The following is a 16,818-nucleotide window of genomic DNA, read 5'->3' as shown; positions in this document are numbered from 1 at the left end:
GTCGTCCTCAGCCGCCCAGGACCTTGGGCGTCACGGCCAGATGGAAGCCGTCGAACGGCTTCGAGCGGTCGGTGGCCGGCAGCTCGACCGAGCGGTTGGCGAGCGGCACGCCGCCGTCGATTCGGATCTCCGTGCCGGTGATGTAGGAGGAGGCGTCGCTCAGCAGGAAGCAGACGGCGGCGGAGACTTCGCTCTCGGTGCCGAGACGGCCCAGCGGGCAGTAGCCCTTGAGCTTGGGGATCTGCTCCTTGAACTCGCCAGTATAGGTGTCCATGCCGGAGGAGGCGATCCAGCCCGGCGCCACCGAGTTCACCCGCACACCGGCCGCCGCCCATTCGAAGGCGAGGGTCATGGTGAGGTTCGCCATGCCGGCGCGCGCGGCCCCGGTGTGCACCATGTTGGGGAAGCCGTTGCGGTAGTCCGCCGTCATGTTGACGATCGAGCCGCCGTGGTTCTGCATCGACTGGGTGAAGACCTCGCGGCTCACGATGAAGCCGCCCGTCAGGTTGTTGCGTACCACCACGTCGAAGCCCTTGGCGCTGAGCGACGCCGCAGGGGAGGGGAACTGGCCGCCGGCATTGTTGAACAGGCCGTGGATGCGGCCGTTCTTCGCGACGATCGCGGCGACCGCTTCCTTGACCTGGGCTTCCTCGCGGATGTCGAAGATATGCGTCTCGCAAGTGCCGCCTGCGGTCTCGATCTCGGCCTTCACCGTGTCGAGTTTCTCCTGCTTGCGGCCGGTGATGACGACGTGGGCGCCCAGCGCTGCGATCTCGTGTGCCGTGCACCGGCCGATACCGCTGCCGCCACCGGTCACGATGACCGTCCGGCCCTCAAACAGTCCCGGTTTGAAGACCGAGCGATAGGTCATGTTTCCTCCGATTGAACGACCGTTTACCGGCCTGTAGTTGACGTTTACGTAAAGGTCAAGTAATCCCCCAGACCATTGCCGACCGGAGGAGCTCGCTCATGACCTTGCAGGAAATCACCGCGAAAATGAAGGAAGGCGCTTCGAAGAAGTCGGCCTTCGGAAGCAGCGTCAAGTTCGCCACGGATCAGGGCGTCGTCCATATCGACGGCAACCAGAATCCGCCCGCCGTCACCAACGAAGACACGGCCGCCGACTGCACCATCAAGATGGATTTCAGCGACTTCGCCGACCTGATCGAGGGCAAGCTCGACGGCATGAGCGCGTTCATGACCGGCAAGCTCAAGATCGAAGGCGACATGGGCGTCGCCATGAAGCTGCAGTCGATCCTGCGTTAAGCGCTCCGCGCTTAACGCCGGTGGGCGACAGCGTGTTCAGGCGGCTTGGTTACAAGCCGCGAAGCGCGAAAGCCCACACGGGAGTAACAAGGGCCCCTTCCTCGGGGCCCTTTTTGCGTCTTCTCAGCCCTGCTTGCTCTTGTGGTAATGGCGCCGCGCCTTGGCGCGGTTGCCGCAGGACGACATGGTGCACCAACGGCGCTTGCCCGCCCGGCTCTCGTCGAGAAACAGGTAGAGGCATTCCGGGTTGGCGCAGCGCCGGACTTTGGCCAGCTTGCCGCTCGCCAGCAGGTCACCCGCCGACCACAGGACGGGGGCGAGAAGGGCCAGCGCCGTGCCCGATCTCGCATCGAGTTCCCAGTCGAAGGCTTCCTTGCCGCGCTTCAGCCTCTGACGCGCGGGCGCGGCGGCGAGCGCTGCATTCAGCCCGTCGAAATCGCGAGCGGCAGGGGCCTTGGCCTGGGCGACGGCGTCGAACAGCCGATGGATGGTTTCGCGCAGCTCCAGCGCCCGTTCGAACTCCTTCTGCGAGGGAGGCTTGGGCGCCTTGGTCCAGGCCGCCAGGTCTGCCGGCGCGTTCAGCGTCTCTGTGGGCGTGGCCTGCCCGCGCCAGTAACGCGTGTTGGCGAACTCCAGGCAGAGGTCGGGCCGATTCATCGCCGGGACTTACTAACCGGTTGTGCGGTTGACAAGGAGGGCTGCCCGAATAACCATATAACCGGTTATATTGTCAGGAAGAGGAAATGCCATGTTCGACCATGTTTCCATCGGCGTTGCCGACATCGCGCGCACGCGAAAGTTCTACGATGCTGCACTGACGCCGCTCGGCTACACGCGGCTCAGCGACGGCGAGACGTCGCTCGGCTATGGTGACAAGGAGGTCGGCCTGTGGATCGGCAAGTCCGCCCGCCCGGTGAAGGCCGACAGCGACTCCGGACTGCATTTCTGCCTGGTGGCGCAGAACCGCGAGGCGGTCGACGCGTTTCACGCCAGCGCCCTGGCGGCCGGTGGGACGGACAATGGCAGGCCGGGCGTTCGGTCCGACTACAGCCCGACCTACTATGCGGCCTTCGTTATCGACCCCGACGGTTACCGGATCGAGGCCTATTGCGGGAAGTGATCACAGCCTGAGCCAAGGGAGGGACGATGCTCAAAGGAGGGTGTTTCTGCGGCGCCGTGCGCTACGAGGCCGAGGGCGACCCATGGCATGAGACGGTGTGTCATTGTTCGATCTGCCGCCGCACCACCGGCGCGCCGATCGTGGCGTGGTTCACCGTCAGGACCGGCGACTTCCGAATCGTTGCGGGAGAGCCGGTGCGCTTCCGGTCCTCCACGGCTGCGACGCGAACCTTCTGCGGCGCGTGCGGCACCGCGCTCGCCTTCCAGGCCGACGACCATCCCGCTGAGATCGACGTGACGACGGGCTCGCTCGACGACCCCGAACGGCTGCCGCCGAAATCCCACACATGGCGGGCGTCCGGCCTGTCGTGGGTGAAGAGCGCGGACGGCCTGCCTTCCTACCCGGCGAAACGGCCGGACTAGCCGTGCGAGGTCAGGCCGCCTTCTTGCCGTGATGGCTGTGCAGCTTGGTGCTCAGCACGCGGCGGATGGCATTGAACTCCGGGCTGGCGACGTCGCGCGGGCGCGCCAGCTCGAGCGGATTGTCACTCTCGATGCGGCCGGGACCCGGTGTCATCACGACCACGCGGTTGGCCAGCAGGATCGCTTCCTCGACCGCGTGGGTCACGAACACGACGGTGAGCTTGGTGCGCTCCCAAATGTCCAGAAGCTCGTCCTGCAGGCGCTCGCGCGTCATGGCGTCGAGGGCGCCGAACGGCTCGTCCATCAGCACGAGCTCGGCGTCGTTGGCCAGCACGCGGGCGATCGCCACGCGCTGCTTCATGCCGCCCGAGAGCTGGTGTGGATAGGCGTTGGCGAACTTGGCGAGGCCCACCAGGTCGATGAACTTGTCGACGATCTGCTTGACCTCGGCGGCGCCGAGGCCGCGCGCGGCCGGACCGAATCCGATGTTGGCGCGCACGCTCAGCCACGGAAACAGCGCATAGTCCTGGAAGACCATGCCGCGCGATGGATCGGGGCCGGCGATCGGGCGGCCCCACATCAGCGCTTCTCCCGACGAGGGCTGGTCGAAGCCGGCCATGATCCGCAGCAGGGTGGACTTGCCGCAGCCCGAGGCGCCGATCAGGCAGATGAACTCGCCCTTGTTGATCGAGAGGTTGGCGTCCGAGAGGGCGTGGATCGTCTGGTCCTGGAGCTGGAAGACCTTGGATACGCCCTTGATCTCGATGATCGGTGTGGTGGCGTCAGCCATGATGGTTGGGGCTCCAGCGCAGCAGGTAGTTGCCCAGCGCCACGACGGCGCGGTCGGAAAGGTAGCCCGCGAGGCCGATCACGATCATGCCGCAGATCACCAGTTCGGTGCGCGACAGGGTGCGACCGTCCATGATCACGGCGCCCAGCCCCTGCGGCACGCCGGTCATCTCGCCTACGACGATGACGAACCAGGCGAGGCCCAGGCCGAGTCGCAGGCCGGTGAAGATCGACGGCGTCGCCGCCGGCAGGACCACCTTGTAGAACTGCGCGTTGCCGCGGCAGCCCAGCATGGAGGCCGCTTCGAACAGCTTGGGATCGACCGAGCGCACGCCGAAGATCGTGTTGAGCAGGATCGGGTAGAAGGCGCCGAGGCAGACGAGGGCGAAGGCCGACTTGGCGCCCAGGCCGAACAGGATCATCGACAGCGGCAGCCAGGCGGTGACCGGGATTGGCCGCATGACCTGCAGGAACGGATCGAGCAGCATGCGAGCGGTCGGTACGCGCCCGACCAGGATACCGATCGGCAGCGCGAAAATCGCGGCCAGCGCGAAGCCGCCATAGACGCGGCTCATCGAGGCCAGCAGGTGGGTGGCCAGTGTGGCGGAGTAGGCGTCGTCGTAGATGCCGCCCACGGCGAAATCGATCATGTATTCGCCGACGGCGAAGGGCGTCGGGATGAGCCGGGTCCATTGCTGGGTGGTCGCCACCTGCCAGAAGGCGAGCAGCAACAGCGGCACGATCAGCGCCAGCACCGTCGGCTTGAAGCGCGCCCATGTCGAACGCGCGGCTCCGCGCGGCACGACGGCGACCGGTTCCGCCGCGGGAACCGATCCTGTCTCGACGATCGCCATGGTGCGCTCTCCGTCGCCCGTCGTTCGCCTAGCTGGCGATCTCGTTCGAGAACTTGGGATTGAGGAAGACGTCGAACTTCGGCAGCGCACGGATCTGCTTGAGCTCCAGCATGTGCTGGGCGTAGGTCTTGGCCTGGCCCTGCACCTTGTCGTCGAGCTTCCAGACATACTCGACATTGTCGGCGCCGAGCGCCTGTTCGACCGCCGCGCGGTTGGCGCCGAGCTTCTGCACCGTCATCTCGACCACGGCCGGCTTGTTCGCCGCCATGAACTCGACGGCCTGACGGTGAGTCTTCAGCATGGCGCGGATCATGTCCGGGTTCTTGGTGACGGTCTCTTCGTTGGTGCCGATGATCATGTTGAGGCCGCCCATGGCCGTGCCATAGGGATACTCGACGAGCTGACCGACGCCGGACGTGATGGAAAGCGCGGGGCCCGGCTCGGCGCCGACATAGGCATCGATGTCGCCGCGCGCGAGCATGGCCGGCATCTCGCCGAACGGGACGCGGACCGAGGTGATGTCCTTCGGCGTGAGGCCCTCCATGCGCATGCGCTCAAGGATGAAGACTTCCTGCGTGGAGCCCGGCCAGATGCCGACCTTCTTGCCCTTGAGATCCTTGATCGTCTTGACGTCGGAGCCGGCCTTGGAGATCACGCCCATGCCCTTGTTGGACATCGCGCCCACCACGACGACCGGTTCGCCGGCGGCGGCGCCCAGGATGCCGGCGGCGATGCCGAACGTGCCGAGGTCGACCGACTTGGTGACGACGGCGTTCTTGCAGTCGGTCGGGCTGTCGAAGGTAATGATCTCGATCTTGAGGCCGGGAGGCGCGAACTTCTCGTAGAAGTGCGGCGGCATCGAATGAACGAGGCGGAGGGCGCCCATCTTGACGGTCTGCCCGGCTTGCGCGCGGAGAATGGACGGCGCAGCCAGGGTTCCCACGGCAGCAAAGCTGGCCCCGGCCAGCAGACGACGACGATTGATCATTTAAATGCCTCCCAAGCAGTTCCCTTGGAAGGCAACAAGCGTGCCAACATTGGCACGCTTGTTGTGGAAGGTCTCGCGAAGGGGTGTTCTTAGAACCCGACTGCAGCGCCGTCGCGGCGGCTCTCGGAGGCGCCGAGATAGGGGCCGCCGTCGGGGAAACGCCAGATGATCTGGCTCGATCCGAAGGCGAAGCTCGGCCAGCCCGTGCGCGTGATCCTGTGGCCGCGCTCCTCGAGGCCCGTCGCGGTCGCCGCCGGGAAGTGATCCTCGGTCCAGACGGTGCCGTCGGTCTCGTGCACGCGCCAGCGCGCCGCGTCGATGGCGGCTTGCGGGTTCTGGCCGTAGTCGACGATGCGCGAGAAGACCTGCATGTGGCCCTGCGGCTGCATGGCACCGCCCATCAGGCCGAAGGTCGCGACCGGCTTTCCGTCCTTGGTGATGAAGGCCGGGATGATCGTATGGAAGGGCCGCTTCTTGGGGCCGACCTCGTTGGGATGACCCTTCTTGGTGACGAAGCCGGTGGCGCGGTTCTGGAGCGCGATGCCGGTGCCGGGGACGACGACGCCCGAGCCGAAGCCGGTGTAGTTCGACTGGATCAGCGACACCATCATGCCGGACTCGTCGGCGGTGCCGAGATAGATCGTGCCGCTCTCCTTGGGCGTGCCGGGACCGAAATCCTGCGCCTTCTTCGGGTCGATCAGCTTGGCGCGGCTCTTCAGGTAGCCCTTGTCGAGCATCTGAGCCGGCGTCACTTCCATGAAGCGCGGGTCGGCCACGTAGCGATAGATGTCGGCGAAGGCGAGCTTCATCGCCTCGATGCGCAGATGCGCGACCTCGGGCCCGTCCGGATCGCGGCCCGCCAGCTCGAAGTTCTCGAGGATGCCCAGCGCCATGCAGGCGGCGATGCCCTGGCCCGACGGCGGGATCTCATGCAGCGTCGTGCCGCGATAGGTGAGGCCGATCGGATCGACCCAGTCGGGCTTGTGCTCGGCGAGGTCTTCCTTGCGCAGCGCGCCGCCGGTTTCGCGGGCGTACTTGTCCATCATCTCGGCGAGTTCACCGCGATAGAAGGCCTCGCCCTTGCTCTCGGCGATCTTGGTCAGCGTTTTTGCCTGGTCGGGAAACTTCCAGAGTTCACCCGGCTGCGGCGCGCGGCCGTTCGGCAGGAACGCCTTCACCCAGCTCTCCTGGCCCTTCAGCCGGTCGATGGCCTGCTCCCACTGGCGTGCCACCATGTAGGAGACGCGGAAACCGTCATGGGCGTACTTGATGCCGGGCTCGAACAGGTCGGCGAACGGCAGCTTGCCGTAGCGCTTGTGCAGCTCCATCCAGAGCGACACCGCGCCCGGCGTGGTGACGCTGCCCCAGCCGACATTGGGCATGTTGGCCTGGCCGGCATATTTGTCGGGCGTCATCAGTGCCGGCGAATGGCCGTGGGCATTGAGGCCGACCAGCTTCTGGCCGTCCCACAGGATGCAGAAGGCGTCGGCACCGATGCCGTTCATCGTCGGCTCGACGACCGTGATGGCGACGGCGGCCGCGATCGCGGCGTCGACGGCGTTGCCGCCCTTGGCCAGCATGCGCAGGCCCGCGGTGGCCGCGAGATGCTGCGAGGAGGCCACCATGTTCGAGGCGAAGACCGGCAGTTTCTTGGACGCGTAGGGAAACTCATACGAAAAAGACGGCACCTCGAAATCCTTTCTACTTCTTCGAAGCCTGGAGGGCCTCGATGCGCGCCACGAAGCGTGGCGTCTGCAGGAACTGGCGATGCTCTGCGGTGCTCTTGCCGAACAGACGGGAGAGATCCAACAAGCCGGAGCCTGCGATCTCACCCATCCGGCCGGAAAGCGTCACCCTTTCGCCAAGCCGCAGGGTTTTTAGCGCCGCGACGGCCGGTTCGGAAAGGCCCGGCGGCGGCGTGGCACGCGATCGTGTGGAGAAAAAGTCCGTGACCGTGCCGGCAAAGGCCAGCGCCCAGTCGTTGAAGGCGTAGAGCGAAACCTGCCGGCCGATGTCGATCGTGACCGCCGCGGTCTGGGCGTTTCCTTCGATTTTGGTCAGCGTACCGCACCAGTCGCCGAAGGCCCCGACCTTGTCGGCGAGGGCCACGCTCTGGCGGGCGGCTTCCTCGACCCGCAGCGGATTGTTGGAAGCCAGCGCCGGCTTTGCCAGCTCCTGCAGCCCGTCCAGAAACGCCTTCTGCGCCGGATTGCGCTCATGGCACGGCCGGTCGAAGCAGCCGCCCAGCACGAGGCTGGCACCGCCAACCAAGACAGTCCGTCTGAACATGTCCTCTCCGCCCGCGGCAGCGGGGGGAGAGGAAGGGGCCCCACGCGTCAGCGTGGGGGAGGTGAGGTGGGTCATGCGCCGCATCACCCTTCACTTTACCTCAATATGAGGATCACGCCGCCTTCGACTGTGCCTTGGCGCGCTCTTCTTCCTTGAGTTCCTTCTTGGAGAGCTTGCCGACCGGCGTCTTGGGCAGCTCCGCGCGGATCTCCAGGGCGACCGGCATCTCGTGCTTGCCGATCTTGCCCTCGAGATGCTTCTTCAGCTCCTCGAAGGTGAGCGAGGCGCCGGGCTTCAGCTTCACGAACACCTTGGGCGCTTCCTGGCGATAGGGATCGGGGATGCCGATCACGATCACCTCGTCGACCGCCGGATGCTCGTAGACGGCCTCCTCGATCATGCGCGGATAGACGTTGTAGCCCGACGAGATGATGAGGTCCTTCGACCGGTCGACCAGGTAGAGCCAGCCGTCTTCGTCCATGTAGCCCATGTCGCCGGTGCGCAGGCCCATCCAGTTGCTCGACGGATGGCGGAACAGGACCTTCTCGGTCTCCGTCGGGTTCTTCCAGTAGCCCTTCATGACCTGGGGCCCGATGATGCAGACTTCGCCGACATGCTCCTTGCCGACGGGCAGCACCTTGTTGCCGTCCTCCATGTCGCGGATCTCGATGATGGTGCCCGGCATCGGCACGCCGCACGAGCCGACCCGGCGCACGCTCTTGTCGACCGGGCAGATCGCACCGGTGGGCGACGTCTCCGTGAGGCCGTAGCCCTCGATCAGGGTGGCGCCCGTCAGCTTCTCGAAGCTCTGCTGCACCTCGACCGGCAGCGGCGCGCCGCCCGACATGCAGATCTTCAGCGAGCTGAGGTCGAGCCCCTGCGCCTTGGGGTGCTTGTTGATCGCGGTGTAGAGCGTCGGCACGCCGGGCAGGAAGGTCGGCTTCTTCTTGGCCAGATCGCTCACGATCATGTCGATGTCGGGCCGCGGGTAGAGGATGAGCTGGTTGCCGTTGCGCACCGCGCCCAGCATGATTCCCGACAGGGCGTAGATGTGGAACAGCGGCAGCACGCACACCACCTTCTCGGTGCCGGGCGTCGTGTAGGGCGTCGTCCAGGCCTGGCCCTGGCTCATCGCCGCCATCACGCAGCCATGCGTCAGCATCGCGGCCTTGGGCAGGCCGGTGGTGCCGCCGGTGTATTGCAGCAGCGCGACCTCGTCCCACAGGTTCTCGCTCGCGGGCTGGTAGGCCGCGTAGGCGCCGTCGTTGGCCAGCAGGTCCTTGAACGACATGTGCCAGTCGTCGCGCGGCCAGGCCGACAGGTCTTTCTTCTTGGCGATCGGGTAGAGCCAGTTCTTGGGCCACGGCAGGTAGTCGGCGATCGATCCCACGATCAGCTTCTTGAGCCGCGTCTTGCCGCGCATCGCCGCCATCTTCGGATAGAGCGCGGTGACGTCGAGCGTGACCAGGATGTCGGTCTCGGAGTCGCCGATCTTGAATTCGAGTTCGCGCGCGGCGTCGAGCGGCGAGTAGTTCACCACCCGTCCACCGGCCTTCAGCACGCCGAAGAAGGCGATCAGGTAGTGCGGCGTGTTGGGCAGATAGAGGCCGACATTGACGCCGGGCTTGACGCCCAGCTTCTGGAAGCCGGCCGCCGCGCGGTCTGAGGCCTCCTTGTAGTCGCGGAACGTCATCACCTTGTCGAGGAAGTCGGTAAAGGGCCGGTCGCCATATTTGGCGCAGCTTTCCTCGAAGCTCTGATGGATCGTCATCTTCGGGACGTCGAGTTCCCACTTCACGCCCGGCGGATAGCTCTTTTCCCACGCATAGTTCGACATTTATGGATTTCCTCCCTGCATCGACTATGCGAGGCCTGACGCGGGAGGGTCAAGAAGTCGGCGGGATCAGATACTCGTACTCGTAGACCGTGCGGAAACCCTGCGCTGCATAGAGCGGCATCGCTGCCGCGTTGGTGGCGACCACCTGCAGATAGGCGAAGCGAGCGCCGCGGTCCCAGGCCCAGGCATAGAGGCTCTCGGTGACGCGTCGCGCCAGACCCTGCCGCCGCGCCTCCGGCATCACCAGCACATCGAACAGCCCCATGTGATCGCCTTCGACCGCGCCGATCGCCATCGCCATGGGCCGGCCCTCCTGCTGGACGAAGGCGAAGCCGGCCGGCTGGGCGATCGCCTGCAGCATCTTCCGCATGGTCTCGCGATGTTCGGGTTTCACGGGGCTATGGGCCGCGAAGGCGTCGATCCAGGCGGGGGACGGGCTCGGGGAAATCTCGACGGCGGGATCGGGCCGAAACCCATCATGGAGCGGGCAGCGCTGGAGGAGGCTGCGCTCGATCGGCGCGTAGCCCCGGGCCTTCAGGAGATCGGACATGGCGGCGGGCGCCAGGGGCGTGAGACGCCAGACCGGCATTCTTCCGCGCTCGCGGCAGGCCGCCTCAACGCTTTCGATATCAGTTGAAGGCTGTTCTCCTAGAGCGTTGATAGAATTAGCTCTTTTTGTGTAGCCGCCAGAGAAGCGCAGATGCCATCCCTGGACATCCTGGCTTTCGAGAGCGGGCCAGCCCCGGAAGGCCAGGGCTTCGAGCCGACGAACTTCATCCAAATTCTTAAGAGATGACATGATGCGCAATCTCTGCTAGTTTAAATGACAATTATAACAGTCGTTTATTTTGTAAACTGTATGTGACGCATGAAGTCTGACCCCCTCGATGTCGGCTTTCGCGTTTGCTGGCAGCCGCCTTCCGGTCGTTCCCATTGTTTCCCGACCGGTCACCGGCTGCCAGCACTCCTTTCGCTCGTCCTCATGCTGGCACTTGCTCTGGCCGGATGCGGAGGGGGCGGATCATCGGGCCCGGATGACAGGCCGCCCAGCGACAAGGTCGCCTACACCGCCTGGAAGGAATGGTCGAAATTCGGCCGGGCCACCGTGGTCTATGGCGGGCAGGCCAATGGCTATACCAACCGCTACGGCATCACCGAGCGCAGCGAGCCCCTGTCCAGCCGCGTCGGTGAGTATTGGGGGGCCTGCGGCCGGCCGCAGTGGAACGGCACCTCCGACAAGCCCTGGTCGGGCGCCTTCGTCACCTGGGTGATGGTCCAGTCGGGCTACAGCGCCTCGCAGTTTCCGCGCGACGGGCGCCACGGCAGCTATCTGGCCGCGCTGTACGATCGCGAGCGGTCGTCGCGCAGCGCCCCGTTCCTGCTGCACTCGCCGAGCGAATATTCGCCCAAGCCGGGCGATCTCGTCTGTTCCGGCTCGGCCGGTCCGACCTGGCGCTATGCCGACCCGCGTACCGCCCACCGCCGCATCGACAACACCGCCGCCCATTGCGACATCGTCACCGAGGTGCGCGGCGGATACGTCCACGCGATCGGCGGCAACGTGAAGGACAGCGTGGCGATGAGCCTCTTCCCGGTCGACTCGCGCGGCCGCCTGATGAACGTCTCGGGCCGGCCCTGGCTCCTGGTCGTGGAGAAGCGCGGTTAAGCGTTAAGCGGTCGCCGCCGGCCTAGTTGGTCATTCCCGCCGCGTGCATGATCGCGGCGGTGCGCTCGGCGAGCATGATGGTGGGCGCGTTGGTGTTGCCGCCGATCAGGGTCGGCATGACCGAGGCATCGACGACGCGCAGGCCCTCGACGCCGTGCACCAGCAGCTTGTCGTCGACCACCGCCATGGGATCGCTGGCCGGGCCCATCTTGCAGCTGCCGACCGGGTGATAGATCGTCTCGCACTTGGCGCGGATCCAGTGCTCGATCTCGGCGTCGGTCTTCACGGCCGCGCCCGGCGCCAGCTCGCCGGCACGATACGGATCGAAGCCGGACTGGGCGAGGATGTCGCGGCCCATCTTCACGCCGGCGATCAGCGTATCGAGGTCCTGGCGCTCGCTGAGATAGTTCGGGTCGATCAGCGGATGTTCCTTGGGGTCCTTGCTGCGCAGCCGGATCGTGCCCTTGCTCTCCGGCCGCAGCGTGCAGACGTGCAGGCTGTAGCCGTCCTTGTTCAGGCGGGTGCGGCCATGGTCCATCACCAGCACGGGCAGGAAATGAAGCTGGATGTCCGGCGCCGCGAGGCCGGGCCGAGTCCGCAGGAAGCCGCCCGATTCGGCGATCGGCGAGGTGCCGGGGCCCTTCTTGTTGACGACATACTGGTAGAGCGACGCCAGCTTGTTGGCGCGGTCGTAGGTGTCGCGCGTCTTGCAGAACTGCAGCAGCGAGGCGTCGAGATGGTCCTGCAGGTTGGCGCCGACGCCGGGCAGATCAAGCAACGGCCGGATGCCGATCGACTTCAGGTGATCGGCCGGGCCGATGCCCGACAGCATCATGAGCTGCGGCGAGTTGATGGCGCCGCCGCACAGGATGATCTCGCGGGTGACGCGGGCGACCTCGTCGCGGCCCTCCAGCGTGTAGCGCACGCCCATGGCGCGCTTCTGGTCGAAGATGATGCGTTCGGTGAGAGCGCCGGTGACGACCTTGATGTAGGCGCCGCTGTTCTCGACCGCGGGGCGCAGGTAGGCGCTCGCGGCGCTCCAGCGCTGCTTGTTCTTCTGCGTCACCTGGTAGAGCCCGACGCCGTCCTGCTCGGCGCCGTTGAAGTCCTTGTTGCGCTTGTGGCCGGCCTGCTCGGCGGCCTTGAGGAAGGCCTCGTTCAGCCTGCTGGGATCGACCTGGTCGGCGACGTTCAGCGGGCCGCCGGTGCCGTGGAAGGCGTCGGCGCCACGCTCGTTGTTCTCCGCCTTCTTGAAGTACGGCAGCACATCTTCATAGGACCAGCCTTCGTTGCCGAGCTGGCGCCAGTGGTCGTAGTCCGAGGCGTGGCCGCGAACGTAGAGCATCGCGTTGATGGCCGAGGAGCCGCCCAGCGTCTTGCCGCGCGGCCAGTACATGCGGCGATCGTTGCAATTCTTCTGGGGCGTCGTCTCGTAGTGCCAGTTGTAGGGATTTTTCTCGCCCAGCGAAGCGAAGCCGGCGGGCATCTTCAGCATGAACGACTTGTCGGGACCCCCGGCCTCGAGGACCAGGATGCGCAGGTTCGGCCGTTCCCAGGCGAGTCGTGCAGCCAGGGCGCAACCGGCCGAGCCGGCGCCGACGATGATGTAGTCGTAGAGCGAAGACATTGTCCTTCCTTCAGGGCAGCCGGTTTTCGATGACCGCGAAGACGGGTCGGCCGGATATGGGCGACAAAATACCGTTCGCGTCCAGTGGAAAGACGCTGCGGGTAACGGAGTCACCTACATTGCCGCCGATCGCGGAGACATGGCCCGGCTGGACGTCGACCACGATGTCGCAATGTCCTGCCCCTCGATTCAGGTTCTGCAACGTCGTGCCGCTGCCCTCGCGCGAGGCGCACACGAGGTCGCCGACCTTGGGCACATAGGCGTCGGGCTGGTGCGGGATGAACACCGCACCCGGCCTCATCGCACGTTCGACGATTCGCTCGACGTAGATCGTATGGCGCTGGTCGGGGCAGAAGAGGTCGCGCGGCACGCCCGCACTCTCGATGTCCCATGAGATGAAGGCGGCCGACCACGGCACGTCGTTCAATCCGCTCAGCCGGTTGCCGACGGCAGCCCAGTAGTCTGCGATGCGCTGCGGCGCCTCGCGCTCCTTGATCCCGAGTTGTTCCGTCCGGGGGGGCGCGTTCGTCGAGTAGGTGATCACCTGCTTGCCGTAACGGCCCCATTCGCCGACCGCCAGCAGGACCATCGAGGTCCGGGCGCTCGACGAGGGCGGCGGGGCTTCGGGCTTCCAGGACGATGCGGGGCAGGGACCGAGCGGCGGCAAGTCCTTGGCCTGCACGACCGGCTTGTCCGTCGTCGGCGGCGTCGTACAGGCGGCGGCGAGGACGAGAAGCAGGAGCGCGAGGAGGGGACGCATGGGGTTGCTCAACCGCCTCCCTGCCAGCGGCCGACGCCGCCGATCAGGATCGTCGGCACGCCCTCGGTCCCATTCTTCACGGTGCAGATCTGGCTGCCCGGCCGGCGCCCGTCGCGCGGTTCGGAGACGTCGAGGCCGGCGGCCTTCAGCCGGGCCTGGGCGGCCCCGATGTCGGGCACGCGCCACGACAGGCCCCAGAGATGATCGGGTTCGTCGGACACGCCCTTCTTGAGGTCGTGGGCGATCTCGACCACCAGGTCGCCACAGCGGAAGAACAGCAGGCGCGCGCCCCACTTGGGATTGCTGCGGTCGAGCCTGAGGTCGAGGCCGAGCCGACCGCCGTAGAAGGCGACGGCGCGCTCGGGGTTGGGCGTGCGCACGACGACATGGTCGAGGCTGGCGACGGCCGCCGGCGCCTCCACCACCAGCGGAGACGGAGCTTCCTCCGACTGCGCGCACAGTCCGATCTCGACGCCATGACCGAGGAGTGCCAGACCTTCGTCCGTTCTCGTCGACGCGACGGCGCGGCGCTCCAGAAGCGTCGCTGCCTTGTCGAGGTCTTGCGTCGCGAACACCATCGATCGCAGGCCCGACGCTTCGGGCTCGAAACGCACGCCGACATTGTCGGTGCGAAGGCGCCCGTCCACCGCACGTCGCCCCAGCAGCGTCTCGTACACGGCGGGCGAACCGCCGACGACGAGATGGTCGAGTGCCGCGATCATGGTGTCAGCCGATGCGCTTCAGGTTCGCCTTGTAGTCCTGACCGCGCTGGACGTAGCTCTCCGCGCTCATGGCCAGACGCGAGGCGTTCTCCTCGCTCAGCTCGCGCACGACCTTGGCCGGCGAGCCCAGGATCATCGACCGGTCGGGAAAGCTCTTGCCTTCGGTGACGATCGAGCCGGCGCCCACCAGGCAGTCCTTGCCGATCACCGAGCGGTTGAGCACGACCGACTGGATGCCGATCAGCGAACCGTCGCCGATGGTGCAGCCGTGCAGCATCACCTGATGACCGACCGTCACGTTGCGGCCGATGGTGAGCGGCGCGCCGGGATCTGTATGCAGGACGCTCAGCTCCTGGATGTTGCTGTCGTCACCGATGACGATCGGCTCGTTGTCGCCGCGCAGCACGGCGCCGAACCAGATGCTCACCCGCTCGCCCAGGATCACCGACCCGATGATGGTGACGCCCTCCGCGATGTAGCAGGAGGCGGGAATCACCGGCACGCGGTCGTTCAGCTGGTAAATCGGCATCTTGGATCCCTTTGCTTGCGCCAAGCATTGTCTTTTGTATGGTCCGGCATGCCACCTTGACCGGGCTAATTCAATAGCTCGGCAGCAGCGTGGCCCGGCGCGACTCGAGTACTTTTGATGTCGACCCAAGAGGCCACTGGCGTGGCGCCGACGGAAATCCGCCGCGTGGTTGCGATCGATTGGGCGCATTCTGCATTCAGCTTGGTTGTCATGCGTCGTTCGGCATGCAACCTGTTCGTATGGCTTTCGGATTGGTATCTCGCATGGGCCAGCTCGGGCGATTTGTTATAATGATCGCCGTCATCTTGTTGACGTTCTCGGGCACGTTGCGTGCCGATGTTCTCGACGACCTTGTCAACCGCGCTCCGAACTCGTGGGCTGCAGTCAAGATAGGCGAAGCGCGGGCTGGAAACCCAGATGCGCAGTACGTGGTCGGCCACGGGCTTGTCGACGGATCCTGGGTCGGCTTGGAAACGAAGATGGGTCTGGAATGGCTCAGGAGGGCCGCTGACAATGGCCAGCCCAACGCGTCCTTCACTCTCGCTCGCCTATACGAGTTGGGGCAGTACGGCATTCAGATCGACGTCGACCAAGCCGAATATTGGTATGAAAGAAGCTTCAATGCGGGCATGTCGTATGCGGCAAGGAAGCTTGCGCTTCTGAACGAAAGCAAATCCCCGCCTGACATCGAGAAGGCGCTTTCATGGTCTCGTAAAGGTGCAGAAGCCGGCGATTTCGAGTGCCAGCTAGAACTGGGCGGATTCTACGGATCCGGGTTCAGGCTGCGATTGGACTATAGCCAATCGCTGTACTGGTATCTGCGGGCGATGGCGCAGGATCTGGCTAGTAGCTCGCAATATGCTGACCGGGCCCAAGCCGTGCTTGGAGCCTACTACGAGAACGGCTTAGGGACGGCACGGAGCATGCCCGACGCTCTGCAATGGTACCGACTAGCCGCCCGAAACGGCAATACCGATGCCAACTATGCCTTGGGCAAGATTTACGAGAGCGGGGAGGGTGTCGCTCCCAACCAAGAGGAGGCTATGGACTATTTTGGAGCCGCGGCAGAGAGAGACCACCAGCTGGCGCAATATCGGCTCGGCCTTGGCTTCGCCAATGGGACAGGCGTCGCCGCTGATCGAGTCCAGGCCATCAAGTGGTTGACGTTAGCCAGCCGCAGGTGCTGCGAGCTCACGAAGGGAGAGGTGGAGCAACTCCAATTGCATAGAGTTGAGTCTCTGCTTAGCTGGCGCGTTGAGCCCCGAGATGTTCAGAATACGCTAGAGGACTCAATGAAGGTGGCGCGCGCGGAACTCAATCGGATCAAGCACCTATCGACGGCGGATGAGATCAAAGCGGGCGAAACGCAGGCTCGGGATTTCAACCCTGTCCGACCACCGTTGCCTATTCCCTAGCCTCGCTGAGTTCCGAGCTTTCCGTTTACGTAAAGCGTTATTGACGTTTACGTAAACGTCAACTACATCAGCGCGATCATGCCGATCGCCGCAAATTCCTCGGCCCAGACGTCCGCGTTGCGAGACGCCCAGCGCATCTACAGCATCGCCGAACTGTCGCGTGAGTTCGCGATCACGCCGCGCACGATCCGCTTCTACGAGGATGAGGGGCTGATCAAGCCGCGGCGGCATGGCACGACCCGTCTTTACACCGTGGGCGATCGCACGCGGCTGAGCTGGATTCTGCGCGGCAAGCGCCTGGGATTCTCGCTCGCCGAGATCCGCGAACTGCTCGACCTCTACCAGGTCGACCGCACGGGCCTGCAGCAGCTGCGCGAGCTGCTGCGTCGATGCCAGCTCCATATCGGCGATCTGGAGCGCAAGCGCGCCGATCTCGACCAGCACATCGGCGAATTCAGGGAAGTCGAAGCACAAGTGAGTGCCGAGCTGAAGCAGCGCGGTCTCGATCCGGAAAGCGATTAGGAAAACTGCGAC

The 16,818-nt window shown here is 65.3% G+C and carries 19 protein-coding genes; 6 read left to right on the top strand and 13 right to left on the bottom strand.

Annotation, left to right across the window (positions count from 1 at the left end):
- Positions 1–7: 7 nt before the first annotated feature.
- Positions 8–871, bottom strand: a complete 864-nt coding sequence (locus ACP15H_RS12350; protein ID WP_425066475.1) for an SDR family oxidoreductase — start codon at positions 869–871, stop codon at positions 8–10.
- Positions 872–969: 98 nt separating this feature from the next.
- Between ACP15H_RS12350 and ACP15H_RS12345 the strand changes: the two genes are divergently transcribed.
- Entirely contained in the window at positions 970–1,266 is a 297-nt protein-coding gene (locus ACP15H_RS12345) for an SCP2 sterol-binding domain-containing protein (protein ID WP_422015251.1), read from the top strand.
- Between the two features lie 123 nt (positions 1,267–1,389).
- Here the strand turns inward: ACP15H_RS12345 and ACP15H_RS12340 are convergent, their stop codons facing one another.
- Complete coding sequence (locus tag ACP15H_RS12340) at positions 1,390–1,923, bottom strand: CGNR zinc finger domain-containing protein (RefSeq protein WP_425066474.1); 534 nt, start codon at positions 1,921–1,923, stop codon at positions 1,390–1,392.
- Between the two features lie 91 nt (positions 1,924–2,014).
- Here ACP15H_RS12340 and ACP15H_RS12335 point away from each other — a divergent pair, with 91 nt between their 5' ends.
- Both ACP15H_RS12335 and ACP15H_RS12330 read left to right on the top strand, forming a co-directional pair.
- Positions 2,015–2,386 (top strand): VOC family protein, encoded by a 372-nt coding sequence (locus ACP15H_RS12335; protein WP_425066473.1) that lies wholly within the window; start codon positions 2,015–2,017, stop codon positions 2,384–2,386.
- Positions 2,387–2,412: 26 nt separating this feature from the next.
- Positions 2,413–2,808, top strand: a complete 396-nt coding sequence (locus ACP15H_RS12330; protein ID WP_425066472.1) for a GFA family protein — start codon at positions 2,413–2,415, stop codon at positions 2,806–2,808.
- Between the two features lie 10 nt (positions 2,809–2,818).
- Here ACP15H_RS12330 and ACP15H_RS12325 read toward each other — a convergent pair whose 3' ends face one another.
- From ACP15H_RS12325 to ACP15H_RS12295, 7 genes are all read right to left on the bottom strand, one after another.
- Positions 2,819–3,598 carry an ABC transporter ATP-binding protein gene (locus ACP15H_RS12325; RefSeq protein ID WP_425066471.1) on the bottom strand — a complete coding sequence of 260 codons (780 nt, stop codon included), beginning with the start codon at positions 3,596–3,598 and terminating at the stop codon, positions 2,819–2,821.
- The gene (locus ACP15H_RS12320) at positions 3,591–4,451 is read right to left on the bottom strand and encodes an ABC transporter permease (RefSeq protein ID WP_425066470.1); all 861 of its coding nucleotides are present in this window, start codon (positions 4,449–4,451) and stop codon (positions 3,591–3,593) included. The genes ACP15H_RS12325 and ACP15H_RS12320 overlap by 8 nt, the downstream gene beginning before the upstream one ends.
- Positions 4,452–4,479: 28 nt before the next feature.
- Complete coding sequence (locus ACP15H_RS12315; RefSeq protein WP_425066469.1) at positions 4,480–5,439, bottom strand: ABC transporter substrate-binding protein; 960 nt, start codon at positions 5,437–5,439, stop codon at positions 4,480–4,482.
- Between the two features lie 89 nt (positions 5,440–5,528).
- The gene (gene ggt, locus ACP15H_RS12310) at positions 5,529–7,127 is read right to left on the bottom strand and encodes a gamma-glutamyltransferase (protein WP_425066468.1); all 1,599 of its coding nucleotides are present in this window, start codon (positions 7,125–7,127) and stop codon (positions 5,529–5,531) included.
- A gap of 13 nt (positions 7,128–7,140) precedes the next feature.
- The gene (locus ACP15H_RS12305) at positions 7,141–7,803 is read right to left on the bottom strand and encodes a hypothetical protein (RefSeq protein WP_425066467.1); all 663 of its coding nucleotides are present in this window, start codon (positions 7,801–7,803) and stop codon (positions 7,141–7,143) included.
- A gap of 37 nt (positions 7,804–7,840) precedes the next feature.
- On the bottom strand, positions 7,841–9,565 hold the full coding sequence (locus ACP15H_RS12300) for a long-chain-fatty-acid--CoA ligase (RefSeq protein WP_425066466.1): 1,725 nt from the start codon (positions 9,563–9,565) through the stop codon (positions 7,841–7,843).
- Positions 9,566–9,614: 49 nt separating this feature from the next.
- Entirely contained in the window at positions 9,615–10,364 is a 750-nt protein-coding gene (locus ACP15H_RS12295; protein ID WP_425066465.1) for a GNAT family N-acetyltransferase, read from the bottom strand.
- A 183-nt stretch (positions 10,365–10,547) separates the two neighbouring features.
- Between ACP15H_RS12295 and ACP15H_RS12290 the strand changes: the two genes are divergently transcribed.
- On the top strand, positions 10,548–11,231 hold the full coding sequence (locus tag ACP15H_RS12290; RefSeq protein ID WP_425066464.1) for a DUF2272 domain-containing protein: 684 nt from the start codon (positions 10,548–10,550) through the stop codon (positions 11,229–11,231).
- A gap of 22 nt (positions 11,232–11,253) precedes the next feature.
- Here ACP15H_RS12290 and ACP15H_RS12285 read toward each other — a convergent pair whose 3' ends face one another.
- Genes ACP15H_RS12285 through ACP15H_RS12270 form a run of 4 tightly spaced genes read right to left on the bottom strand, consistent with a single transcriptional unit; the run spans position 11,254 to position 14,869 of the window.
- Positions 11,254–12,858 (bottom strand): GMC family oxidoreductase, encoded by a 1,605-nt coding sequence (locus tag ACP15H_RS12285; RefSeq protein WP_425066463.1) that lies wholly within the window; start codon positions 12,856–12,858, stop codon positions 11,254–11,256.
- 10 nt (positions 12,859–12,868) lie between these two features.
- Complete coding sequence (locus tag ACP15H_RS12280) at positions 12,869–13,618, bottom strand: DUF2272 domain-containing protein (RefSeq protein WP_425066462.1); 750 nt, start codon at positions 13,616–13,618, stop codon at positions 12,869–12,871.
- An 8-nt stretch (positions 13,619–13,626) separates the two neighbouring features.
- Positions 13,627–14,340: a VOC family protein gene (locus tag ACP15H_RS12275; RefSeq protein WP_425066461.1), complete on the bottom strand. Its 714-nt coding sequence runs from the start codon at positions 14,338–14,340 to the stop codon at positions 13,627–13,629.
- A 4-nt stretch (positions 14,341–14,344) separates the two neighbouring features.
- Positions 14,345–14,869 (bottom strand): gamma carbonic anhydrase family protein, encoded by a 525-nt coding sequence (locus ACP15H_RS12270; protein ID WP_425066460.1) that lies wholly within the window; start codon positions 14,867–14,869, stop codon positions 14,345–14,347.
- Between the two features lie 290 nt (positions 14,870–15,159).
- Between ACP15H_RS12270 and ACP15H_RS12265 the strand changes: the two genes are divergently transcribed.
- Both ACP15H_RS12265 and ACP15H_RS12260 read left to right on the top strand, forming a co-directional pair.
- Complete coding sequence (locus tag ACP15H_RS12265) at positions 15,160–16,284, top strand: tetratricopeptide repeat protein (RefSeq protein WP_425066459.1); 1,125 nt, start codon at positions 15,160–15,162, stop codon at positions 16,282–16,284.
- 78 nt (positions 16,285–16,362) lie between these two features.
- Positions 16,363–16,806: a MerR family transcriptional regulator gene (locus ACP15H_RS12260; RefSeq protein ID WP_425066458.1), complete on the top strand. Its 444-nt coding sequence runs from the start codon at positions 16,363–16,365 to the stop codon at positions 16,804–16,806.
- The last annotated feature ends 12 nt before the right edge of the window (positions 16,807–16,818 follow it).

Origin of the sequence: Reyranella sp. (assembly GCF_965249915.1) — a bacterium.
Lineage (GTDB): Bacteria > Pseudomonadota > Alphaproteobacteria > Reyranellales > Reyranellaceae > Reyranella.
The sequence above is the reverse complement of the archived record's forward strand: the minus strand, read 5'-3'. Positions and strand labels throughout refer to the sequence as shown.